Genomic DNA, 23,436 nt, shown 5'->3' with positions numbered 1-23,436 from the left:
GGCACTGAGGCAGGCCATGGACCCCCGTCTTCTGCGCTACTACAACCAGGAGCTGCGTTACCTGCGCGAGCTCGGGGGCGAGTTCGCCCAGGAATTTCCAAAGATCGCCGCGCGCCTGGGCATGGAAGGCCTGGAGGTCACCGACCCCTACATCGAGCGGCTCCTCGAGGGCTGTGCCTTCCTCGCAGCGCGTGTGCAGCTCAAGCAGGACGCGGAATTCCCGCGCTTCTCGCACCGTCTGCTGGAGCTGATCTACCCGAACTTCCTGGCGCCGGTGCCTGCCATGCTGGTGGCCCAGATCACCCCGGTGCCCGACCCCAACCTGCTCACCGGCCCGGTGCTTGCGCGCGAGACGCCACTGATCGGGCCCGCCAGCGCCGCCTCGAAGAACCGCTGCGAATTCCGCACCGGGCAGCCGGTGCAGCTGTCGCCCTTGACGACCGTCTCGGCCGAGTATTTCCTGAACATGTCGGAGCTCAACATCGCCGGCCTGCACCTGCCGCGGCGGCCGCGCGCCGGCGTGCGCATCCAGCTGCAGTTGCCCGCCGGCATGGCGCTCGCCCAGCTGCAACCCGACACACTGCGCTTCTATCTGGCCGGCCAGACCGAGACGGCCATGCAGTTGCACGAGCTGATCTTCGGTGCAGCGGTGGGCGTGCTGATCGGCCCGCCGGGCCGCGCTGGCGACGGCCGACGGACGCTGTTGCCGGCCTCTGCGCTACAGGCGGTGGGCTACACGGATGAAGAAGCGATGCTGCCACCGACCCTGCGCGGCTTCGCGGGTACCCGGCTGCTTCAGGAATACTTCGCCTTTCCCGAGCGTTTTCTGTTCGTCGACCTGGAGGGCGTGCAACGCGCCATCCAGGCCATCGCCGGCCAGGTCGTCGAGATCACGCTGCTGTTCGCCCAACCCGGCATCGGCCTGGAAGGCGCGGTGTCGGCTGGCAACTTCTGTTTGAACTGCGTGCCGGCCATCAACCTGTTCCCCAAGCGGGCCGACCGCATCCAGGTCACCGAAGGCAACTGCGAATTCCACGTTGTGCCCGAACGCACCGCGCCGCTGGACTACGAGGTCTACGACGTGGTGGGGATGCAGGGCTATACCGCCGACGGCACCGAGCGGCGCTTCCTGCCGCTCTATGCGCCCGACCACCGACGCAGCGCACAGCAGCAGCAGCAGCCGGCCTTCTACACGATCTGGCGCGAGCCGCGACTGCCGAGCGAGGCCGCGCGCCGCGACGGCCCACGCTCGGGCTACACCGGTTGCGAAGTCTTCGTCTCCCTGGTTGACCCCAACGACGCGCCCTATGCCGAAACTCTTCAGCAGGTCGCCGTGCAGACCCGCTGCACCAACCGCGACCTGCCGGTCTTCATGCCCAGCACCGGCGCGCAGGCCGAGTTCAAGCTCGATGCCGGTGTGCCGACGCAATCGGTGCGGGTGATGGCCGGCCCGAGCCGCCCACACACGGCCCTGCGCGAGGGCGGCGTGGCGTGGCGGCTGCTGAACCTGCTGTCGCTCAACTATCTGTCGCTGCTCGACACCGACGGCGGTGAGGCTGCCGCCGCGTTGCGCGACCTGCTGAGCCGCTTTCCGCAGGGGACCGACCCCGCAGTGCGCCGCCAGATCGAGGCGTTGCAGAACGTCAGCACCCGGGCCGTGGTGCGCCGCCACCCGATCGCCGGGCCGATTGCCTTTGGCCGTGGCATCGAGGTCACGCTGACCGTCGACGAACTCGGCTACACCGGTGGCAGCGCCTTCCTGTTCGGCAGCGCGATGCACCACTACCTGTCGCGCCATGCCTCGCTCAACAGCTTCGTGGAGACGGTGCTGGTGTCGCTGACGCGCGGCGAAGTGATGCGCTGGAAGCCGTCGCGCGGGACGAGGGCCGTGCTGTGACGTCAGGCCCGAACCCCGTGGCGCCGCACTACGGCATGTGGCTCAAGCGGCTGTCCGAACAGCCCTACCGCTTCGATTTCTACCAGACGTTGCGCCGCATCGAAAGCAGTCATCCCCACCTGCCACGGCTCGGCGAGGCGCAGCGCCCCAGCGACGAACCGATCCGCGTCAGCCAGCCGGCCGAGCTCTCCTTCGCGCCAGCGCCACTGCACGCACTGCAATGGCGGGCTGACAGGCCGCCGCGGCTGACGCAGCGCATCTTCGGCCTGCTCGGGCCCAACGGGCCGCTGCCGCTGTACATGACCGAGCTCACCCGCGAGCGCTCAGCCCATCACGCCGACCATGGCCTGCAGCGTTTCATCGACCTGCTCAACCACCGTTTCACCCTGCTCTTCTACCGCGCCTGGGCCCAGGCGCAGCCCACGCTGAGCCTGGACCGACCGGACGACCAGCAGTTCACCATGCGCCTGGGTGCGCTGTCGGGCATCGGCACCCAAACCCTGCTGCAGCGCGACGCCGCGGGCGATGCGCCCAAGCTTTACTTCACCGGCCGCCTGTCGCGTCAGACGCGCGATGCCGACGGCCTGCTGGCCTGGTTGCGCAGCGAGTTCGATGTGCCCGTGCGCATCGACTGTTGGTGCGGCCACTGGATGCCCCTGGCGCGCGAGGAGCGCAGCCGCATCCGCTCGCTCGGCCGACCTGGCATCGGCCAGCAGCTCGGCCAGGGCGCAGTGCTGGGCGCCAGCGTCTGGGATGTGCAGAGCAAGTTCCGCATCGTCATTGGCCCGGTGCGCGAAGCCCGCTATCACGCTTTCCTGCCCGGTGGCACAGCGCTGGCACGCCTGCAGGCCCTGGTGCGCCAGTGGGTCGGACTCGAATACGCATGGGATGTGCAGCTCATCCTGGCCCGCCAGGACGTGCCGCGCCTGCGCGTCGGCCGCAACGGCGAGCTCGGGCGCAGTTGCTGGCTCGGCAGCTTCAGAAAAGCCGGCGAAGCCGACGACCTGGTCATCGATGTCGAACGCACCCTCCAGAAATCCAATCGAAAAAGAAAGCCAGTGTCATGAGCCAAATCAGCCGTGTTGCCCTCTTCGGAAAACTCAATCCGATCGCCTACAAAGCCATTGAAAGTGCCACTGTCTTCTGCAAGATGCGCGGCAACCCGTATGTCGAGCTGGTGCACTGGATGGTGCAGTTGGTGCAGAACAACGAGACCGACCTGGACGCCATCCTGCGCCACTATCAGGTCGACGCGTCAACCCTGGCCAAAGACATGACCGCCGCGCTGGACCGGCTGCCGCGCGGCTCGACCGCCATCTCGGATTTTTCGGAGCTCATCGAGAACGCCATCGAGCGTGCCTGGGTCTACGCGACCCTGCAGTTCGGCGAATCGCAGGTGCGCACCGGCACGTTGATCCTGGGCATCATGAACAGCAGCAACCTGCGCAACGCGCTGCTGTCGATCTCCAGGGAATTTGCCAAGGTTCGCGCCGATGACCTGGCCGAGAACTTCGCCAGGATCTGCGGCGGCTCGGCCGAGGCCAAGCTCGGCGCGCAGGATGGCTCCGGCCTGGGCAGCCAGCCCGGTGAATCCGAAGGCGCCATTGCCCCAGCCGCCATGGGCAAGCAGGAGGCGCTCAAGAAGTTCTGCGTGGATATGACCGAGCGTGCCCGCGAAGGCAAGATGGACCCGGTCACCGGCCGCGACGAGGAGATCCGCCAGATCGTCGACATCCTGATGCGACGGCGCCAGAACAATCCCATCCTGACCGGTGAGGCCGGCGTCGGCAAGACGGCGGTGGTCGAGGGCTTCGCCCAGCGCCTGGCGCGCGGCGACGTACCCCCGCAGCTCAAGGACGTCTCGCTGCTGAGCCTGGACCTGGGCCTGCTGCAGGCCGGCGCGAGCATGAAGGGCGAGTTCGAACAGCGCCTGCGCCAGGTCATCGACGAGGTGCAAGCCTCGCCCAAACCCATCATTCTGTTCATCGACGAAGTGCATACCCTGGTGGGCGCGGGCGGTGCCGCCGGCACGGGCGACGCAGCCAACCTGCTCAAGCCCGCGCTGGCGCGCGGCAACCTGCGCACCATCGGCGCTACCACCTGGGCCGAGTACAAGAAATACATCGAGAAGGACCCGGCGCTGACCCGCCGCTTCCAAGTGGTGCAGGTGCCCGAGCCCGACGAAGCCAAGGCCATCCTCATGCTGCGCGGCGTCGCCACCGTGCTGGAGAAGCACCACCGCGCGCAGCTGCTCGACGAGGCCATCGAGGCCGCCGTCAAGCTGAGCCACCGCTACATCCCGGCGCGCCAGTTGCCCGACAAGGCCGTCAGCCTGCTCGACACCGCCTGCGCCCGCGTGGCGGTGAGCCAGCACGCCACGCCGGCCGAGGTGGAAGACAGCATGCGACGCATCGAGTCGCTCGGCATCGAGGAAGGCATCATCGCCCGCGAAGCTGCCGTGGGCGTGCTGGTGGGCGAGCGCGGCAACGAGGTCGCCGCCAAGCTGGTCGCCGAGCGCGAACGACTGGCCACGCTCGAAGCGCGCTGGAAGCAGGAGAAGACCATTGTCGACAAGGTGCTCGCCCTGCGCGCCACCCTGCGCGGCGACGGCCAGCCGGTGGACAACGCGGCCGCCGTGGCACCCGACCGCGACGCGACCCTCAACGAGCTGCACGCCGAGCAGGAAAAGCTCGCCGCGTTGCAGGGCGACACGCCGCTCATCATGCCCTCGGTCGATGCGCAGGCGGTGGCCAGCGTGGTCGCCGACTGGACCGGCATTCCGGTCGGTCGCATGGTCAAGAACGAATTGGAAACCGTGTTGCGGCTGGGCGAGACGCTGGGCCAGCGGGTCATCGGCCAGCAGCACGGCCTGGACATGATCGCCAAGCGCATCCAGACCTCGCGCGCCCGGCTCGACAACCCCAACAAGCCGATCGGCGTGTTCATGCTCTGCGGCACCTCCGGCGTCGGCAAGACCGAGACCGCGCTGGCCCTGGCCGAGGCGCTCTACGGCGGCGAGCAGAACGTCATCACCATCAACATGAGCGAGTTCCAGGAGGCCCACACCGTCTCCACGCTCAAGGGCTCGCCACCGGGCTACATCGGCTACGGCGAGGGCGGCATCCTGACCGAGGCGGTGCGCCGCCGGCCCTACAGCGTGGTGCTGCTCGACGAGGTGGAGAAAGCCCATTCCGACGTGCACGAGCTGTTCTTCCAGGTCTTCGACAAGGGCCGCATGGAAGACGGCGAGGGCCGGATGATCGACTTCAAGAACACCATCATCCTGCTGACCTCCAACGCTGGCTCGGAGCTGGTGATGAACATGTGCAAGGACCCCGAGTTGCTGCCCGACCCCGAGTCGCTGGCCACCGCGCTGCAGGAGCCGCTGATGAAGATCTTCCCGCCCGCGCTGCTGGGCCGGCTGGTCACCATTCCCTATTACCCGCTGTCACCCGAGATGATGGGCAAGATCGTGCGGCTGCAGCTGGGCCGCATCAAGAAGCGCGTCGAGGAAAACCACCGCATCCCCTTCGACTATGGCGACGATGCGGTGGCGCTGATCGTCCAGCGCTGCGACAACCCCGAGGCCGGCGGACGCATCATCGATTCGATCCTGACCAACACGGTGCTGCCCAAGGTGTCGATCGAATACCTCGGACGCATGTCGCGCGGCGAGGAGCTCAAAGGCATCACGCTTGGCGCCGCCGACGGTGACTTCACCTACAGCTTCGCCTGAGGCACCGAGAGCCCACCATGACCGAACTCGAAGCGCAATTCCTGACCTCACTGGACGGTACGGAACCGGCGCTGCTGTTCAGGACGCTGGTCGCGCGCGAGGACCTGGGCCGCCTGCCCCAATATCGGGTGGAGCTGCTGCGCCTGAGCGAGTTCAGTCCGCTGGCAGCCAAAACGATCCTCGGCACCCAGGTCGACATCAAGATCCAGGTCTATAAGGACGACTTTCGCTACATCCACGGCTTCGTCACAGAGTTCGAGCGCGGTGGCGTCAGCGGTCGCTACGACATCTATCGTGTCGTCGTCACGCCCTGGCTGTGGCAACTCACCCAGAGCGCCGACTGCCGGATCTTCCAGGACCAGTCAGCCGTCGACGTGATCGTGGCGGTTTTTGCCAAGTACAGGTCCAAGGGCAGCGTCGACAAGTCCAAGGTCGACGCCGGCTCCGCCAAACGGCCCTACACGGTGCAGTACAACGAGAGCGACTTCGACTTCGTCACCCGGCTGATGGACGAGGAAGGCATCTACTTCTACTTCACCCACGCCAAGGGGCAGCACACTTTGGTGCTGACCGACAATCCCGGCGGCCACACGGCGCTGAACCTCGGCACGCTGGCCTGGGCGGAATCGCGCCTGGGCAATGCACTGCAGGTGGACATCGTGACCGACTGGAGCTGCACCCATGCGGTGGGCTCCACCCAGTTCGTGCACATCGACTTCGCGGCCGACGAGCCGACGCAGCCGCTGAAGACCCAGGCCACCCGCACGCCTCCCTACGACGGGCACCCGAAGACGCTCGAGGTGTTCCGCTATCCCGGCGGCTATGCCGACATCGCGATGGACGCGAAGTCCGACCCGCAAGCGCTCGGCGGGCAGCGCGCCCAGATAGAGGTCGATCGCTTCGAATCCACCCGTGTGGTCGGCGTCGGCATCACGCCTTTCCGCCGTACCGCCGCCGGTGCCACCTTCAGCTTGAAGGGCCACCCCGCCGACGACGGCGACTACCTGATCACCTCGGTGCGCTACGAGATGAGCTTCGCCCAGTACGAGGCCAAGCAGAGCGACATCAAGACCGGTTTCGCCTGCCGCTTCGAGGCGGTGCCCAAGGCCACGCCCTACCATCCGCCGGCCCGCGCGCCGCGCTCGAAGATCTACGGACCGCAGACCGCCACCGTGGTCGGCGCCAGCGGCGACGAAATCATGACCGACAAGTTCGGCAGGGTGAAACTGCAGTTCCACTGGGACCGCGAGGGCCGATGCAACGAAGAAAGCTCCTGCTGGGTGCGCGTGGCCCAGCCCTGGGCGAGCAAGCAGTTCGGCATGGTCGCCCTGCCGCGCGTGGGCGACGAGGTGGTGGTCGAATTCATGGACGGCAACCCCGACCGGCCGCTGATCACCGGCAGCGTCTACAACGGCTACAACCTGCCGCCCTACGACCTGCCGGCACAGGCCACCGTCAGCGGCATCAAGTCGAGGTCGAGCAAGGGCGGCAGCCTGAGCACCTTCAACGAGCTGCGCTTCGACGACAAGAAGGACAGCGAGTACGTCTGGTTCCAGGCTGAGAAGGACTACCACCAGCTGGTCAAGCACGACGGCTTCGAGACGGTCCGCAACGACCTGTGGACCGAAGTCGGCAAGAACGTCGCGCACCGGATCGGCGAGAACCTGACGCTCACTGTCGGCAAGCAGGCCACGATCCGGATCGATGCCGATACCCACGGCGCGATCGGCGGCGACATGATCACCGCCGTCACCGGTGCGCTCGGCCTGTCGGTCAGCGACGCCATCGTCATCAAGGGATCGAGCAGCATCGAGCTGACCTCGGGCGCGGCCATGGACATCGACGTGGGCGCGGCGATGAAGCTGTCGGCCGCGAGCACGCTGCATATCAAGGGACTCGGCGTGGTGATCGACGGCGGCACCCAGCTCACGCTCAAGGCCGGCGGCTCCTTCATCACGCTGGGGCCGGAGGGCGTGACCATCCAGGGTGCGCTGGTCAAGATCAATTCCGGCGGATCGGCCGGGGCCGCCAGCGCGGCCGCCAAGGCCCGTCCGCCGGAGCCCAAGGCGCCCACCGAACCGAAGCAAAACCAGGATCCGCTGGCGAAATGACGACCCTGCGTGTGGACCCTTCTTCCCTTGTCACGCCGCTGGCCACCGTCCAGCACAAGGCGGGGCTGTGGGCGCAGGCTGACCAACAGGTCTTCGCGGTGGTCATGGGCCACCGCGTGCCCGGCCTGCCGACGCGGCTGGCCGCGGCCGACGTGGCGGCTTTCGACTGCCTGCTGCCCGGCGCGCTGGAGCCGCAGACTACCCTCGACGCGCCCTATCTGGTGCAACTGCGGCCGGTCTCCGGCTTCACCGACTGGCTGCTGTTCGAGGCGGCCGCCAGCCTGGGCGAATGGGGCGTGCTGGTGCGCAGCCCCGCCCGTCTCATCGTGCTGCGCAACCACCTGCGCGGCCTGCTGCAGGCCCTGCTGCCCGGCGGCCAGCGCATCCGGCTCGACTGGATGGACCCTGCGGTGATGCGGGCGGTGCTCCCGCTGGCCGGGCCTTCGGATCTGACCGCCTTCTTCGGCCCGGTGCGTTCGCTGGTGGTCCCGGGCGCGCGCGCCTGGCAACACGCTGATCTGCAGATGGGCCGGCTGGTGCAGCGTGACATCCCCGTGCTGCAGACCGAATGAGGCTCGCGTAAGCACCATGCTGCAACTCAATTCCGAACAGGTCGCGGCCCTGCAGGCACTCAAGCGCCAGCGTGACATGGCGCGCGTGTCCGACACCCTGGCCGCCGCCTTTCCCGACATTCCCGGCCGCCTCGGCGAGCGCTATGCAGCCCTGATCGCGCATGGCGCGACACGCGCCGCCACGCACGGCCTGGCGCACACCGTCTGCCTCGGCCGCTACCTGGCCTGCTGGTTCGTGCTGGGTGCGTCGTTCGAGACACGGCCCGAATTCGCCTGGGCGGCCGACCTGCTGGCCGCCACCGACCGTTCGCAGGGCAGCAAGGTGTTCCAGCTGTGCCGGCGCGCGCGCGAAGAGCTCGCCCGGCTGTCGGCCCAGACCACGGGCGGCGCTGCTGGCGCGGCCGGCACCATCGGCGTCACCAGCCCGGCGGCGTTCGACCTGGCGCTCGCCTTGCTCGACCGCGCGCTGATGCCGCGCGGCGTGCTGGGTGACCTGTTGCCTCCCGAGCGCATCGCGCTAGGTGACGCCTGCGATATCGACGCCATCGACCTGCGCCTGCTCGACGCACCCGCAGCCCGCCAGCCACACCGCTACCGCCTGGAGCAAGGCCAGTGGCGGCTGCTGCCGGTGGTGGCCCGACCTGCCGCCATCACCCTGAGCGCCGGCCTGCCGGTCGTAGCGCGGCAGCCGCGCTTGACACTGCCGCCCATGCTGCACCTGCTGAGCCAGCCACCCGGGCGCGAAGGCAGCCGCCTGCGCCTGCGCACCCGCAGCCGCAACTGCTGCGATGCCCAGGTGCATCCGCTGGTCACGCTCAACGGTCCCCTGACCCTGGGGAGCTGGCGTGGGCCACATGCCGGCGATGTGGCGCTCGATCTCTATGCCGAAGCCGCCGCGCCGGCCGTGGACGATGGGCCACAACCGCGCATCGCTATCGAAACCTCGCCCCAGCTCAGCGAGTTGCATGTCTCGAGTTGCGGCCTGCGCGACAGCGGCCAGGCGCTGGGCGAGCTGCAGACACGGCTGGCCGTCTATCCGGCCGAACAGCACTGGATGCTGTGGAAACGCGAGCCGGCAGCCGCGATGGCCTGGCCGGATACCGGCGCGACGACGCCAGCCTCAGCGCCCGCGGTCTACCGGATCGAGCGTGACGGCTTGGCGCTGGACACCTCCCGCTGGTCGGCCGGCCTGGAAGACCTCGACCGCCAACTGGGCGAAGGCCTCACCCAACTGGCCACCGCCTGGGAGCGTGAAAGCGGCGTCAGTCAGGGCCGGGTCATGGCCGAGCCTTCGGTGATGGCAGGCAGCGCCGGCCTCACCTGGGGCTGGGCCGGGCACGGCGCGGACTTGTCCGATCCGCCCTGGTACCGCGTCGCCGGCGAGCTCGACCTGGTGGCCTGCGAACTCCGGCTGCGGCTGGGTGGATCGCTGGCGCTGCACGGCTCGCTGAGCCGGCTGGTCCTGCACTGCAGCGGCCGCGCCAGCCTCCAGGCCCGCTTCGAACGCCAGGCCGAAGACGCCGATCTGCCCGCGCTGCTGGCGCCCGCGGCCACGCAGTTTCGCCATCCCTTCGTGCTGCAACTCGAATCGCTGGCGCAGGCTGACAGCGCCGCGCTGGCAGGCCTCGCCGGCCCGGTCAGCGGCGCGCTGGTGGGCGCCTGCGGGCTGCGGGCCCGCAAGGCAGGTCCTGGCCTGCAGTGGTTCTGCCAGCTGTCGATCGAGCCGGTCTGCGCCACCCTGATGGTGCACGACCCGCTGCTCGGCACCCAGCGCGTCATGCGACCACTGTTGCCCGCGCTGCAACTGCTCGACTGGAGCCTCGGCTGATGGAACGCCTGCTGGTCCTCAAGCTCGATACGCAAGGCTGCGAAGCCGAGGCGCTGATCAACGGCGTCCCGGTGGCGCGGGCCGGCGCGGCAAGCGCCTCGGTCACCGTGCCGGTGCATGAATACACCCTGGCCGGAACCAACCGCCTGGAACTGGTGGTGGGGCCGCCGTCGGCCGCGCTGGCGCCGGACGCCCCGGTGCCGCCGCCCGTCGCTCTGGTGGCCGACGGCCACAGCAGCGCCCATCTGCGCGTCCTGCTGCCGCGCGCAGGCAACCCGACCGACGAAGCCAGTGCCCGCGAACTGGCCGTGCTCGACTGGGTCCCGCCGGCCCGTCAGGCCTACGAGGCGCCGGTGAGCCTGAGCCGCGACGTCGATCTGCCGGTGAATTTCGTCCGCTGGCGCTGGCTGGATGCGCCAGCGGCCACCCCCACGCCAGCCGTGCGCCAAGCGGCGCTGGCGTTGCTCAAGAACCTGGCGCAGGCGCTGTCGGATGGCGACATCGAATTCTTCATCGCCCAGGTGCGCCTGCGCACCGAAGAGCTGGCCGCCGCCTATGCCCAGCCCGCCGACCAGGCCACCGACCGGCTGCGCACCTACCTGAGCGAACTGCATGCGACCGGCCGCTTTCAATGGCTGGCGCTGGAGGCCGACGCACTTTTCCTGCGGCGACTCGCCGGTGGCCGGCTGCTCGAATGCCTGTACGCCACCGGCGCACCTGCACTTCGAACCGCACCCGACGCCCACGGCCGGTCGCAGCAATTTCCGATTCGACTGGCCGTTGTCGAGGGCAAGCTCTATGTGCTGCGCTGACGTCACTGCAGGTCCCTTATTCGAGGATTCGACAACGTGATCAACCTGACCGTGATTTCGCTTCATGGCGCCCCAATCACCAGCGCACCGAGCGCGGGCTTCGACGAACTGGGTGGCACCATCGGCCGCGCTGACACCAACCAGCTGGTGCTGCCCGATCCCGACCGCACCATCTCCCGTGTGCATGCCCAGGTGGTGTATCGCAGCGGCGCCTATGCCATCGTCGACCGAGGCAGCAACCCCATCCTGGTCAACGGCCAGCCGGTGGGCAGCGGCCGCGAGATGCCGATCCGGCCCGGCGACCAGGTGCAGATCGGCGGCTTCGTGCTGGAGGTGCGCGCGCAGGCGGCCACCGCTGCGGCCGTCAGCGACGACCCCTTCGCCGACCTGCTGGGGTCGGCCGGCGGTGCGCGGACCACTGGCGGCCTGGTCGATCCACTGGCATCCCTCGGTTTTGCCGACGTGCGGCCTGCGCCGGCACCGGCGCCTTCAGCGCGCCCTGCGGCCGGCGGCATCCCCGATGACTGGGACCCCTTCGCGCCGGATGCCCCCTCGGCCCGGTCGGGCGTACAGGATTTTGCGCAATCGCTGGGCCGCCAGGGTGGCCACTTCGGCCTGGACGCCAGCGCCGCCGCGCCGGTCGCGCTGATCCCTGACCTGCCCGCTGGCAACGACCACTCGCTGGATGCGCTGTTCGGACTCAAGCCGGGTTCGGGCGGCGACGATCCGCTGGCCAACTCCCGGCTGGCGGCTCCCATGGCTGCGCCCAACATGGCCGCCAACCACGATCCGATGCAGTCGCTCAACAGCGCGCCGCGCGCCAGCGGGCAGGCCCAGGCTGACGCTGTGTCGGAACTGAACCTGCCCTTCCTGCCGCCGCCAGCAACCGAGCACGCACCCGCTCCCCCTGTCCCGGCGGGCGCTGTGCTGTCCTGGGACATCCCGGAAGGCGACGGCCGGACCGTGATCCGCGCGTCCATCGGCGCGATACCAGCGCCCTCGGCCGAAGCGTCGAAATCGCCGGACCCGCTGGCGGCTTTCGATGGTTTCGCCGAACCTGCACCCGCGCCAGCACCGGTGCCAGAAACGCTCGCGACCGTGTGCGTGGCAGCCCCGCCGCCGGTGCCTGCATCGGCACACGGCGACACCCTGCTGGCTGCCTTCCGCGAGGGCCTGGGCGTGCCCGGCCTCCAGGTCGAGCAGATGACACCGGAGCTGATGCACCTCATCGGCGAGTTGCTGCACGAATCCGCCCAGGGGACGGTCGATCTGCTGGTGGCCCGCGCGGCGCTCAAGCGCGAGGTGCGTGCCGAGGCCACCATGATCGTGGCTCAGAAGAACAATCCGCTGAAGTTTTCGCCCAGCGGCGAGGCCGCCCTGCAGCACCTGCTGTCGCCGCCGATGCGCGGCTTCATGGAGCCGGTGCCAGCCATGCGCGATGCCTTCAACGACCTGCGCGCCCACCAGTTCGGCTTCGTCGCGGGCATGCGCGCGGCGCTGGCCGGCGTGCTCGAGCGCTTCAAGCCCAGCGAGCTCGAAGGCCGGCTCCAGCAGCGCTCGGTCCTGCGTTCGCTGCTGCCCGGCAGCCGCAAGGCCGCGATGTGGGAGGTGTTCACCGAACACTACGCCCAGATCAGCACCGAGGCCGAAGACGACTTCCATACCCTGTTCGGCAAGGCCTTCCTCAAAGCCTACGAAGAGCACATTGCCCAGCTGCAGAAGGACCGCGCATGACGGCCGCCGCACCGGCGATCGAGCTGGCCATCCTGTCGCGCCCGGGCGGCCGCGGCTACAACGAGGATGCCTGCGGCCACTGGCATTCCGAACGCCACCTGGTCTGCGTGGTGGCCGACGGTGCCGGCGGCCATGGCGGCGGCGACATCGCCGCGCGCATCGCGGTGCGCCACATCATCGAGCGCTTCGCCGCCGCACCGGTCATGCTGCCGGGCGAGGTCCAGGCCCTGCTGCTCGAGACCAACGCCACCGTCATCCGCCATCGCGCCGATGGCGCAGCGCAGGCGAACATGCACAGCACGGTGGTGAGCCTGTTCATCGACCTGCAGCGCGCCGAGGCCTCGTGGGGCCATGCGGGCGATTCGCGGCTCTACCTGTTTCGCGACGGCCAATTGCTCTCGCACACGCACGACCACAGCGTGGTGCAGGCCATGGTCGATGCCGGCGCGTTGACGCCAGGGCAGATGCGCACCCATCCGCGCCGCTCGGAACTGCTGTCGGCACTGGGCAGCGCGCCCGAACACCTGCACCTGAGCGCCGAGCCCGCCCCTTGCGCCTTGCGGCCGGGCGATGTGTTCCTCCTGTGCACCGACGGGCTCTGGGAATACGTGGACGATGCCGAGATGTGCCAGAGCCTGGCCGCAGCCGAGCATCCCCAGGCCTGGCTGCAGGCGCTGGAGCAGGCGGTGCTGCGCAACGCCGCGGCCCAGCAGAAGCCGGGCCACGACAACTTCAGTGGCATCTCGGTCTGGGTCGGCGCTGCCGCGCCCGAGCCGCATTGAACCCGGAGCCGCACCATGCCCCAACAGGTCTGTACCACCGCGCTGCTGATGTGCAGCTTCGGCATGGCGCCGTCGACCTTCAACGCCACACCGCGCCCCGTGTTCACCAGCAACCAGGTGGCAGGTGTCATCACCGACAACATCCCCATGCTGAACATTCCGCCGTTCGGCATGTGCAGCTCCCTGGCCAACCCGGCGGTGGCCGCGGCCACCGCCGCGGCGCTCGGCGCGCTGACGCCCATGCCCTGCCTGCCGGCGTTCCCTGCACCCTGGATACCCGGTGCACCCACGGTGCTGATCCAGAACGCGCCGGCACTGGACAACACCTGCAAGCTCATGTGCGCCTACGCGGGCGTGGTCACCATCAGCTTCCCCGGACAAGTCACCCATCTGATTCCCTGATCTCTCTGATCGCACCTTATGACTTGGCACAACAAAGTAATCTGGACCGAGGGCATGTTCCTCCAGCCCCAGCATTTCCAGCAACACGACCGCTACCTGCTGGCCCAGGAGCAGCAACGCTCTCAGGCCGGCCGGGCCTATGGCTGGGGTTTCCTGAGCCTGTCGCTCGACAGCGCCGCCTTGCAGCTGGGCAAGATCGCCCTGCGCTCGGCCCAGGGCCTGATGCCCGATGGCGTGGCCTTCGACATCCCCGGCCAGGACGCCGCACCGGCGGCGCTGGACATTGCCGCCGACGTGCGCGACGAGCTGGTGGTGCTGGCGTTGCCACTGCAGCGCCCCGGTGTGGCCGAGTCCGACGCCGAGGGGGATGCCGGCTCGATGCCGCCGCGCTACCAGGCCGCCGAGGTCGAGGTGGGCGACACCAACGTCACCGGCCAGCGCATGGCGCCACTGCAGATCGGCCGGCTCAACCTGCGCGTGATGTTGGCGCGCGATGCGCTCGAGGGCTATGCCACGCTGGGCCTGGCCCGCATCGTCGAGCGCCGGGCCGACAACCAGCTGGTGCTCGACACCCAGTTCATCGCACCGACCCTCCATGCTGGCAGCAATGACATCCTGGCCTCTCACCTGCGCGAGGTGCATGGCCTGCTGCACCAGCGCGGCGAGGCGCTGGCCGCACGGCTGGCCCAGCCCGGACGCGCCGGCGTGGGCGAGATTTCCGACTTTCTCCTGCTGCAGACCATCAACCGCAGCGAGCCGCTGTTCGCGCAGCTGCGCCAGACTTCGGTTCTGCATCCGCGGGAGCTGTATTTCCACGGTGTGGCCTTGGCCGGCGACTTGAGCACCTTCCGCGAAAGACGCCGCCCCGCCCAGCTGCCAGCCTACCTCCACGACGACCCGGTGCGCTGCTTCAAGCCGCTCATGGACGACCTGCGCCAGTCGCTGTCGATGGTGATGGAGCAGACCGCCATCCCCATCGAATTGCAGGACCGCAAGTACGGCATCCAGGTGGCCATCGTGCCCGACGTGGAGCTGCAGCGCACCGCCCAGTTCGTGCTGGCGGTGGCCGCGCAGATGCCGGGCGACGCCCTGCGCGCGCGCTTCCCCACGCAGGTGAAGATCGGCACCGTCGAACGCATCCGCGACCTGGTCAACCTGCAGCTGCCCGGCGTCACCCTGCGCCCGTTGCCGGTGGCGCCTCGGCAGATTCCCTATCACGCCGGCTACAACTATTTCGAACTCGAGACCCGCGGCAGCGACATGTGGAAGCAGCTCGAGAACTCCGGCGGACTGGCGATGCACATCGCCGGCGACTTCCCCGGCCTGGAACTGGAATTCTGGGCGGTGAGAGCATGACCAATCAACACGCCGGCCCATCAGCGCCAGCCAGGGTTCAAAGATGAACGACGACAGCAACCAAGATCCGTTTGCGGCGTTCAACTCGGACCGCACGATCATCAAGCCATCGGCAGGCAGACCGCGCCCGCCCGGTGATGCGCCACCTGCGAGCGTGGGTGCTGGCACAGCCATGCCGGCCGGCCGCGACGCGCCGCTGGCGCTGGATGCCCTCATGACCGCCAGCCTGAACCCGCTGGTGGCCGCCGCCGCGGCGCTGCTGACCGCGGCACCGCACATCCGCACGACCGCCCATCATCCCAATCCGTCTGGACTGAAGGAGGCGCTGGCCGAAGGCATCCGCAAGTTCGAAGCCCAGGCACGCGCCCAAGGCCTGCCCAACGAGCAGGTCATCGCGGCGCGCTACATTCTCTGCACCCTGCTCGACGAGTCGGCCGCCAGCACGCCCTGGGGCGGCTCCGGTACCTGGTCGGCGCAGAGCCTGCTCGTGCAGTTCCACAACGAGACCTGGGGCGGTGAAAAGGTCTTCCAGCTGATGTCCAGGCTGGCTGAGAATGTGGAGGGCAATCGCCACCTGCTCGAGCTGCTCTACGTGGTGCTGGCCTTCGGTTTCGAGGGCCGCTACAAGGTGATCGACAACGGCCGCGCACAGCTCGACAGCGTGCGCCAGCGCCTGGTGCAACTGCTGCGCCAGGGCAAGCCCGCGCCGGACAAGGCCCTGTCGCCGCGCTGGAAGGGCGAGCCGGCCTCCGTCGCCAGCCTGCGCGACGGCATCCCGCTGTGGGTGGTGGCCGCGCTGACAGCGCTGGTGCTGGCCGCAGGGCTGATGGCCCTGCGTCTTTCGCTGGGCGACCGCGCCGATCCGGTGTTCTCGGCGCTCGCCGGCCTGGATGCCAAGACCGCCACGGTGAGCGCCACACCGACGCCGGCGCCGCCACCTCCGCCCGCGGTAACACCGCGCTTGGCAAGCTTCCTGCAGCCCGAGATCGCCGCCGGCCTGGTCCAGGTGCAGGATTTCACCGATCGGTCGGTGGTGACCATCAAGGGCGACGGCTTTTTCGAGGCCGGCAGCGCGGTGATCGCGCCGGCCGTGCGCACCCTGCTGCCGCGCATCGCGCAGGCGCTCTCCGACACGCCCGGCCAGGTGCTGGTGACCGGCCATACCGACAACCGGCCGATCCGCACCCTGCGTTACCCGTCGAACTGGCAGCTCTCGCAAGACCGCGCAGACACCGTCAAGACCGAACTGGTCAAGACGGTCAAGCCCGAGCGGGTGCGCGCCGAAGGCCGGGCCGACAGCGAAGCGGTGGGCGACAACGCGTCACCCGAAGGCCGCGGCAAGAACCGTCGGGTCGAAGTCACCCTGTTCGTACAGCAGCCCGTGGCGGCGCGCTGAACGCCGCGTTACCGCATCCCAGAATTCGAGCACGGCATGAACAACATCCTGAAAATCCTCCTGAACCCGCGCACCCTTACGGCGCTCGGCTTGGGCTCGCTGGCGGGTTTGATCTGGTGGGTCGGCCCGCTGCTGTCCCTGGGCGGGAGCCGTCCCTTGGACGGTGCCTGGACCCGCAGCCTCGTCATCGGCGCCATCGTCCTGGTCGCGGTCGCAGCACTGGTGATGGGCGTGCTGCGCCGCCGACGCGCCAATGCCGCCATGCTGGAAGGCATGACCGGCGTCGCCAGCAAGGCCGACCGCGAGTCCGAGCAGCTCGGTCAACGCTTCGGTGAAGCCTTGAAGGTGCTGGAAGACAGCGCCAGACAGTCGGGCAAACGCGGCTTCTTCCAGCGCGGGCACTACCTCTACGAGCTGCCCTGGTACATCTTCATCGGCGCGCCGGGCTCGGGCAAGACGACCGCCCTGCTCAACGCCGGGCTCACCTTTCCGCTGGCCGGCAAGATGGGCCAGGCCTCGGTCAAGGGCGTGGGCGGGACGCGCAACTGCGACTGGTGGTTCACCGACGAGGCGGTGCTGATCGACACCGCCGGCCGCTACACGCTGCAACAGTCCGACGAAAAGATCGATGCCTCGGCCTGGGAGACATTTCTCGACCTGCTCAGGAAGACCCGGCCGCGACGACCGATCAACGGCGTGCTGCTGACCGTCAACATCCAGGACCTGCTGCAGCAGACGCCGGCCGATCGAAAGGAACACGCCGCACGCCTGCGCACCCGCCTGCAGGAGCTGCACGAGCGCCTGGGCATCAGGCCGCCGGTGTATGTGCTGGTCACCAAATCCGACCTGATCGCCGGTTTCAACGAGACCTTCGGCGAGCTCGGCAAGGAGGAGCGCGAGCAGGTCTGGGGTTTCAGCCTCCCCTACGACCCCAGTGGCCGCGACACGCCGGTGCAGGAATTCGGCAGCGAATTCGCGGCCCTCGAAACACACCTGCGCGACCGCCTGCTCGATCGCATGGAGGCCGAACAGGACCCGATGAAGCGGGCCGCCATCTTCTCCTTTCCTCAGCAGTTTGCCGGCCTCAAAGGCCTGCTGGGCGGCTTTCTCGAATCGGTCTTCGACGGCGGTGGCAACCTGGAGGAGCGCGCTCTGCTGCGCGGCGTGTACTTCACCAGTGGCACCCAGGAAGGCACGCCCATCGACCGGGTGCTGGGCACGCTGGCGCGCACCTTCGGCGTCGACAGCAAGGCGGCCTCCATCGCCTCCTCGCGCGGCAAAAGCTTCTTCCTGTCGCGCCTGCTGCGCGAGGTGGTGTTCGCCGAACAGGGCCTGGTCGGTGAGAACCGTCGGGCGGAGGCGGGCCGGCGTCGCGCGTGGCGGGTCGGCGTGGGCCTGATGGCCCTCGTCAGCCTGCTGCTGATCGCCGGCTGGACGATCAGTTATCTGCACAACCGGGCCTATGTGGCCGAGGTAGACGGCCGCCTGTCGGATGTGAAGGCCGCGGTCGATGCCCTGCCGCCGGCCGGCAGCACCGACGTGTCGGGCTTGCCGCAGGTGCTCGACAAGGTGGCCGGCGCAGCCCTGCAGGCCGGCCACGACATCGACCACCCGCCCCTGCTCGACACCCTGGGCCTGTATCAGGGTGAGTACCTTCAGGCCGGTGCCAACATCGGCTACCGGCACCTGCTCGACAAGGCCTTGCTGCCACGGGTGGCCAAGCGCCTGGAAGAGCGGCTGCGCGCGGTCAACCGCGACAACCTGGAGCTGGCCTACGAAGCGCTCAAGGGCTATCTGATGCTCTACACGCCGGCGCATTTCGACCCCGACGCGCTCAAGGCCTGGGTCACGCTCGACTGGGACACCAACCTTGGCGGCACCCTGACGCCAGAGCAACGTGCCGCGCTGGCGACCCACCTCGACGCCGCGCTGGCCGACGGCGCGCCGCGCGCCCTGGCGCCGATGGACAAGAACCTGGTCGCCAATGTGCGCGAGATGCTGGGCGCCTATCCGTTCGAATACCGCATCTTCAGCCGGCTCAGGCGCGCCCAGGTCGGCAGCGAATTCCCCGAGTTCTCGGTTGCCTCGGCCGGAGGCCCCAATGCGGGCCAGGTGTTCGAGCGGGCCAGCGGCCAACCCATCACCCGCGGCGTGCCAGGGCTGTTCACCCGGGACGGATATTTCAAGGCCTTCAAGGGCGCGGTGGCCAAGGTCGCGCGCCAGCTCGAAGACGAGCAGGAATGGGTGTTGGGCAGCGCCACGCCAGATGCATCGTTGCAGGCGCAGGCCAGCACCGCGCTCGGAGCCATCGCCAGCAACCATGGCGGCGAGGTGGCCGCGCGGGTGCGCCGGCTCTACCTGCAGGAATACATCAAGGTCTGGGATGCCTACCTGGCCGACGTGCGCCTGGTCAAGCTCGGCGGGCTCGACCGCAGCCTGGCCGTGGCCCGGGTGCTGGCCGCGCCCGACTCGCCACTGCCGGCCTATCTGCGCGGCGTCGATCGCGAGACCCAGCTGACGGCGCAGGCGCAGGCCGAAGTCGCAGGGGTAGCCAATCCTCTGGCCAAGCTCGATGAAAAGGCGACCAAGGCCAAGGAGGAAATGGCAGCCTTGTCGGGTGCAGGCCCTGCGACCGGAGCCAAGGTGGCCGGCGCACCGATGGAAGCCATGGTGGATGAGCATTTCGCCTATCTGCACCGTCTGATCGCGGGCACGCCCGCGCCCATTGACGACGTGACGCGGATGTTCAACGAGTTGTTCGTGCAGCTCAACGCGGTGGACGCGGCGCAAAAGAGCAAGAGCGCGCCGCCGCCCGCAGGCGCCGGTGGCGCCGCCTCGGCCAAGGCCGCTGCGGCCCTGCAACCAGAGCCCATCAAGTCGATGCTCCAGCAGCTTGGCGATGCGGGTGCCAGCCAGAGCATGAACGCCGAACGGCAGGGCCTGTCCTCTGACCTCAAGCCGATCACCGACTTCTGCGCCCGCACCATCGCAGGCCGCTACCCGTTCGCGCAGGGCTCCAAGTCCGACGTGCTGCCCGACGACTTTGGCCAGCTCTTCGGGGCGGGCGGCATGTTCGACGACTTCTATCAGCGCCGGCTGGCCAACATGGTCGACATCGGCACCACGCCATGGGTCTACAAACCATTGGCCGACGGCACCAAGCCACCGGGTGGCGCGGCACTGGCCGACTTCCAGCGGGCCGCGAAGATCAAGGAGGCCTTCTTCCGCAACGGCGGCAAGGCGCCGGGCTTCAAGGTGGATCTGCGCATTCTGGAAATGCCCGAAGGCATGAAGGACATCACCATCGATGTGGACGGCCAGGCGCTGAAGTTCGCCACCGGCAACACTGCCGCGCAGACCATCAGCTGGCCCAGCACCCGGGTGGCCTCGCAGATCAAGCTGAGCGCCAACGGCGGCGCCTCCCAGCTCTTCGAAGGCCCGTGGGCACTGATGCGCCTGATCAATGCCTTCGAGGTGCAGGCTTCGCCCCAGCCAGAACGCTTCACCGTGATGCTCAACCTCGACGGCAAGCGGGCCAGGATGGAAGTGATCTCGAGCAGCGCGATCAACCCGCTGCGCATGCGCGAGATGCCGTCCTTCCGCTGCCCGGACGGGCTGTAAGGCGCACGCGCCCGGAGCCGTATGGAACCCTCAATTGCACGCATCGCCATGTTGCCGCTCGAACCCGCACCCGAGTCCAAAGCCGCAGCGGTGGGCTGGTACGGCAAACTGCCGAGCCTGGGCGACTTCGCCTCGCGCCGGCTGGGGCCTGACTTTGTGGAAGCCTGGGACGCCTGGCTGGCCCAAGGCATCGCGTCATGGCGGCACGACGCGCCCGACACCTGGCTGGATGAATACCTGGCCGCGCCGAGCTGGCGCTTCATCCTGATGCCCAGCGTTCTGCCCGGCGCCTGCGGCCAAACGGCCTGGGCCGGCGTGCTCATGCCCTCGGTGGACCGGGTCGGCCGCTACTTCCCCCTCACCCTGGCCCAGCCGCTGAGCCCGCTGCCCGGCGATGGTGGCACCACCGAGTGGATGCTGCGCTGGCTGCAGCGGCTCGACGACATCGCCCTCGATGCGCTGAACGACGACTGGACGATCGATCAACTCGAATCTGCGCTCATCGGCACTGGTACCTGGCCCCCCTCGGAGGATCCCGCCGACGGACCCATCGCCGGCATCGACCTGCACGCCCAGCCACCGGGCATGACGCTCTGGCTCAGGCCCGATGCCGCAGGCCGCACCCAGATCCACACCGAACGCGGCCTGCCCTGCGGCGCCGCTTTCCGTCAACTCGTCAGCGGCACTTCGGCAGCGGCTGCCGCCCCTCTTTTGCCCGTTGCCACCCTCACAAGCACAAGCGCCCATGACCATTGACTGGACACCCAATTTCGGCGGCATCGGCCTGCCCGCAACAACCTGGAACCCCAAGCGCCCGCTGCGCATCGCCATCCTCGGCGACTTCGGCGGCGGCGCTCTGGCCGGCCGGCTGGAGACCGGTGCGGCCCTGGCCCGACGCAAGCCGCAGCAGGTGGAGTTCGACACGCTCGAAGACGCCCTGTCGCGCCTGCAGCTGAAAATGACCTTGCCCCTGGGCCGGAGTGGCGCACCGGTGCAAGTGACGGTGTCGGAAATGGAGTCGTTCCATCCCGACGCGCTGTACCGCGATCTGGAGATTTTTTCGGCGCTGGCCTCGCTGCGCAAACGCCTCGACCACACCGCAACCTTCGCCGCCGCCGCGGCCGAGATGAAGGACTGGGGCCTGGACACCGATGCCGCCGCATCGCCGATCGCTATGCGCAGCCATGCCAAGGGCGGGGCGCTCTCGGCTGGCGCCAACCTGGACGACTTCGCCCGCCTCACCGGACGTGCCCAGCCAGCGGCCCGGAGCGAGGACGTCTTGATCGGCGCCCTGCTGCGCCGCATCGTCAGCCCGTTCGTGGTTGCTGCTGCCGCACCCAACAAGGATGCGCTGATCGCAAGCGTCGATCAAGCCCTGGCCGACGCCATGCGCGCCGTGCTGCACCAGCCCGACTTCCAGAACGTGGAGTCGCTGTGGCGCGGGGTCGATTTCCTGCTGCGCCGCCTGGAGACCAGCCACCAGCTGCAAGTCCACCTGATCGACATCAGCGCCGAGGAGCTGGCCGCCGACCTCAGCGGCGTCGATGACCTGGCTGACTCCGGCCTGTACCGGCAACTGGTCGCCACGCAGGCCGAAGAGGCCGATGGCGGCTATGCGTACATCGCTGCCTGCTACCGCTTTGAAGCCACGCCGTCGCACGCCGAACTGCTGGGCCGCGCGGCCCGGGTGGCCGCACATGCCCAGGCGCCCTTCATCACAGCCATCGCACCGGACGCCTTCACCGACCGCCGCGAGCCACCGCAGCGGCGAGTCCGCGAGGCCTTCACCGCCCTGAAGGACATGCCCGATGCCTCCTTCCTGGCGCTCATGACGCCTCGCTTTCTGCTGCGCCATCCGTACGGCAAGAAGAGCGACCCGATCTCCAGCTTCGCTTTCGAGGAATTCGACGCTGCCGCCGGCCTGCGCGGCATGCTCTGGGGCCATCCGGCGCTGTTGGCCGTGAGTGTGCTGGCCACGCGCGACGTCCCACTGACCATCGGCGACCTGCCCTTCCACTGCTTGATCGACAAGCAAGGTGACACCATCGCCCTGCCCTGCACCGAACGCATGGTGAACACCGACGCCGCAGCGCTGCTTCGCGACTTCGGCATCAACGCCGTGATGGCGCGCAAGGGCGAGCCGCTGGTGCGCCTGTCCGACCTGCAGGCCATCAACGGCGACGACCTGGCGAGCAGCCCAGGCGCGCCGCGAAAGGCCGCCAGCGACAGCCGCGCGAGCATCGGTATGGACCCCGACCTCCAGGCGCTGCTTGCTTCACTGGATGGATCCTGATGCCCCTCATGTTCTTTCTACGCCGTCGCATCCTCCAGCCGCTGGCCATGTCCATGGCGCTGTGGTCGGGCCTGGCAGGTGCCGCGCCGGCAGCGCCATCGTCGGGCCTGCTGACCATCCTGGATGGCAGCGCCTTCCTTCTGCGTGAGACCGGCAAGTTCGCTCTTGCAGAAGGGGTCATGCTGCGGCCCGATGACGTGATCGAGGTGCCGGCTGGGGCGCGCCTGGCGCGCATCGAGCTGCCGGACGGATTGAGCCTCGCGCTCGGCCCCGGCAGTCGGGCCCTGATCTCACCGCGGCTGCCCGGCGAACGCGCCGGCGCCTGCCTCTACCTGCTCAACGGCTGGCTGAAGCTGAGCGCGCCCAAGGGGGTGAAGGCCACGGTGGCGGCATCGCCCCTGGATGTGTCGACCACCGGCGGCACCCTGATACTTTGGGTGCAGCCGGACGGCGCCCGGGTCTTCGCGGAAGCCGGCGAATCGGGTGTGCGGCGCGGCGGCGCTCCGGCGTCCGTCCAGACCCTGGCGTCGGGCGAACTGCTCAGCCTGGGCAACGGCGTCGATGCCAAAGCCGAGCTCAGCAACCGCCCGACGCAGACCTTCGTGTCCGCCCTGCCACGCGCCTTTGTCGACGCCCTGCCCGCGCGCGCGGCAAAGTTCCAGGACCATCCGCTCGAACCGAAACTGCTGGCGCCGCTGGCCTATGCCGACGCCCAGCCCTGGCTCGATGTCGATTCGCCGTCCTTGCGCCGCGCCTATCTGGCGCGCTGGCGTCCGCTGACCAAGGATGCGGAATTCCGCCGTGGACTGGTCGCCGACATGAAAGCGCATCCGGAATGGGAGCCCGTCCTGTTCCCGCCCCGCCCCAAACACACCGCCCCTTAAGAATCCAACGAC

The 23,436-nt window shown here is 68.7% G+C and carries 16 protein-coding genes; all 16 read left to right on the top strand.

Annotation, left to right across the window (positions count from 1 at the left end):
* Positions 1–16: 16 nt before the first annotated feature.
* The 16 genes from tssF to J2W36_RS16335 are packed head-to-tail and all read left to right on the top strand — an operon-like array spanning position 17 to position 23,424.
* Entirely contained in the window at positions 17–1,897 is a 1,881-nt protein-coding gene (tssF, locus tag J2W36_RS16410) for a type VI secretion system baseplate subunit TssF (protein WP_307690828.1), read from the top strand.
* Complete coding sequence (gene tssG / locus J2W36_RS16405) at positions 1,894–2,964, top strand: type VI secretion system baseplate subunit TssG (protein ID WP_307690827.1); 1,071 nt, start codon at positions 1,894–1,896, stop codon at positions 2,962–2,964. Before tssF ends, tssG begins: the two co-directional genes overlap by 4 nt.
* Positions 2,961–5,633: a type VI secretion system ATPase TssH gene (gene tssH, locus J2W36_RS16400; RefSeq protein ID WP_307690826.1), complete on the top strand. Its 2,673-nt coding sequence runs from the start codon at positions 2,961–2,963 to the stop codon at positions 5,631–5,633. The genes tssG and tssH overlap by 4 nt, the downstream gene beginning before the upstream one ends.
* A 17-nt stretch (positions 5,634–5,650) precedes the next feature.
* Positions 5,651–7,744 carry a type VI secretion system Vgr family protein gene (locus J2W36_RS16395; RefSeq protein WP_307690825.1) on the top strand — a complete coding sequence of 698 codons (2,094 nt, stop codon included), beginning with the start codon at positions 5,651–5,653 and terminating at the stop codon, positions 7,742–7,744.
* The gene (locus J2W36_RS16390; RefSeq protein ID WP_307690824.1) at positions 7,741–8,316 is read left to right on the top strand and encodes a DUF4123 domain-containing protein; all 576 of its coding nucleotides are present in this window, start codon (positions 7,741–7,743) and stop codon (positions 8,314–8,316) included. The genes J2W36_RS16395 and J2W36_RS16390 overlap by 4 nt, the downstream gene beginning before the upstream one ends.
* Positions 8,317–8,332: 16 nt before the next feature.
* Positions 8,333–10,144, top strand: a complete 1,812-nt coding sequence (locus tag J2W36_RS16385; protein WP_307690823.1) for a hypothetical protein — start codon at positions 8,333–8,335, stop codon at positions 10,142–10,144.
* Positions 10,144–10,956, top strand: coding sequence for a hypothetical protein (locus tag J2W36_RS16380; protein ID WP_307690822.1), 813 nt, complete (start codon positions 10,144–10,146; stop codon positions 10,954–10,956). The genes J2W36_RS16385 and J2W36_RS16380 overlap by 1 nt, the downstream gene beginning before the upstream one ends.
* A gap of 36 nt (positions 10,957–10,992) precedes the next feature.
* Positions 10,993–12,690 carry a type VI secretion system-associated FHA domain protein TagH gene (gene tagH, locus J2W36_RS16375; protein WP_307690821.1) on the top strand — a complete coding sequence of 566 codons (1,698 nt, stop codon included), beginning with the start codon at positions 10,993–10,995 and terminating at the stop codon, positions 12,688–12,690.
* On the top strand, positions 12,687–13,472 hold the full coding sequence (locus J2W36_RS16370; RefSeq protein ID WP_307690820.1) for a PP2C family protein-serine/threonine phosphatase: 786 nt from the start codon (positions 12,687–12,689) through the stop codon (positions 13,470–13,472). Before tagH ends, J2W36_RS16370 begins: the two co-directional genes overlap by 4 nt.
* Before the next feature lie 15 nt (positions 13,473–13,487).
* Entirely contained in the window at positions 13,488–13,874 is a 387-nt protein-coding gene (locus J2W36_RS16365; protein WP_307690819.1) for a DUF4280 domain-containing protein, read from the top strand.
* An 18-nt stretch (positions 13,875–13,892) separates the two neighbouring features.
* Complete coding sequence (gene tssK / locus J2W36_RS16360) at positions 13,893–15,230, top strand: type VI secretion system baseplate subunit TssK (RefSeq protein WP_307690818.1); 1,338 nt, start codon at positions 13,893–13,895, stop codon at positions 15,228–15,230.
* 43 nt (positions 15,231–15,273) lie between these two features.
* The gene (locus tag J2W36_RS16355) at positions 15,274–16,626 is read left to right on the top strand and encodes a DotU family type VI secretion system protein (protein ID WP_307690817.1); all 1,353 of its coding nucleotides are present in this window, start codon (positions 15,274–15,276) and stop codon (positions 16,624–16,626) included.
* Positions 16,627–16,662: 36 nt separating this feature from the next.
* Entirely contained in the window at positions 16,663–20,247 is a 3,585-nt protein-coding gene (gene tssM / locus J2W36_RS16350) for a type VI secretion system membrane subunit TssM (protein ID WP_307690816.1), read from the top strand.
* A 21-nt stretch (positions 20,248–20,268) separates the two neighbouring features.
* Positions 20,269–21,003, top strand: a complete 735-nt coding sequence (gene tagF / locus J2W36_RS16345) for a type VI secretion system-associated protein TagF (RefSeq protein ID WP_307690815.1) — start codon at positions 20,269–20,271, stop codon at positions 21,001–21,003.
* Positions 20,993–22,540 (top strand): type VI secretion system contractile sheath domain-containing protein, encoded by a 1,548-nt coding sequence (locus tag J2W36_RS16340; RefSeq protein WP_307690814.1) that lies wholly within the window; start codon positions 20,993–20,995, stop codon positions 22,538–22,540. The genes tagF and J2W36_RS16340 overlap by 11 nt, the downstream gene beginning before the upstream one ends.
* On the top strand, positions 22,540–23,424 hold the full coding sequence (locus J2W36_RS16335; protein ID WP_307690813.1) for a FecR family protein: 885 nt from the start codon (positions 22,540–22,542) through the stop codon (positions 23,422–23,424). The genes J2W36_RS16340 and J2W36_RS16335 overlap by 1 nt, the downstream gene beginning before the upstream one ends.
* Positions 23,425–23,436 lie beyond the last annotated feature (12 nt).

The organism is Variovorax ginsengisoli, assembly GCF_030811835.1.
Lineage (GTDB): Bacteria > Pseudomonadota > Gammaproteobacteria > Burkholderiales > Burkholderiaceae_C > Variovorax > Variovorax ginsengisoli_C.
Note: the sequence above shows the minus strand (reverse complement) of the source record. Positions and strands in the feature narration are given on the sequence as shown.

Coding starts and splice junctions, on each gene's coding strand:
- tssH (WP_307690826.1), top strand. CDS start 2,961: ATGAGCCAAATCAGCCGTGTTGCCCTCTTCGGAAAACTCAATCCGATC.
- J2W36_RS16385 (WP_307690823.1), top strand. CDS start 8,333: ATGCTGCAACTCAATTCCGAACAGGTCGCGGCCCTGCAGGCACTCAAG.
- J2W36_RS16335 (WP_307690813.1), top strand. CDS start 22,540: ATGCCCCTCATGTTCTTTCTACGCCGTCGCATCCTCCAGCCGCTGGCC.
- tagF (WP_307690815.1), top strand. CDS start 20,269: ATGGAACCCTCAATTGCACGCATCGCCATGTTGCCGCTCGAACCCGCA.
- J2W36_RS16370 (WP_307690820.1), top strand. CDS start 12,687: ATGACGGCCGCCGCACCGGCGATCGAGCTGGCCATCCTGTCGCGCCCG.
- J2W36_RS16365 (WP_307690819.1), top strand. CDS start 13,488: ATGCCCCAACAGGTCTGTACCACCGCGCTGCTGATGTGCAGCTTCGGC.
- J2W36_RS16395 (WP_307690825.1), top strand. CDS start 5,651: ATGACCGAACTCGAAGCGCAATTCCTGACCTCACTGGACGGTACGGAA.
- J2W36_RS16340 (WP_307690814.1), top strand. CDS start 20,993: ATGACCATTGACTGGACACCCAATTTCGGCGGCATCGGCCTGCCCGCA.
- tssF (WP_307690828.1), top strand. CDS start 17: ATGGACCCCCGTCTTCTGCGCTACTACAACCAGGAGCTGCGTTACCTG.
- tssM (WP_307690816.1), top strand. CDS start 16,663: ATGAACAACATCCTGAAAATCCTCCTGAACCCGCGCACCCTTACGGCG.
- J2W36_RS16355 (WP_307690817.1), top strand. CDS start 15,274: ATGAACGACGACAGCAACCAAGATCCGTTTGCGGCGTTCAACTCGGAC.
- J2W36_RS16380 (WP_307690822.1), top strand. CDS start 10,144: ATGGAACGCCTGCTGGTCCTCAAGCTCGATACGCAAGGCTGCGAAGCC.
- tssK (WP_307690818.1), top strand. CDS start 13,893: ATGACTTGGCACAACAAAGTAATCTGGACCGAGGGCATGTTCCTCCAG.
- J2W36_RS16390 (WP_307690824.1), top strand. CDS start 7,741: ATGACGACCCTGCGTGTGGACCCTTCTTCCCTTGTCACGCCGCTGGCC.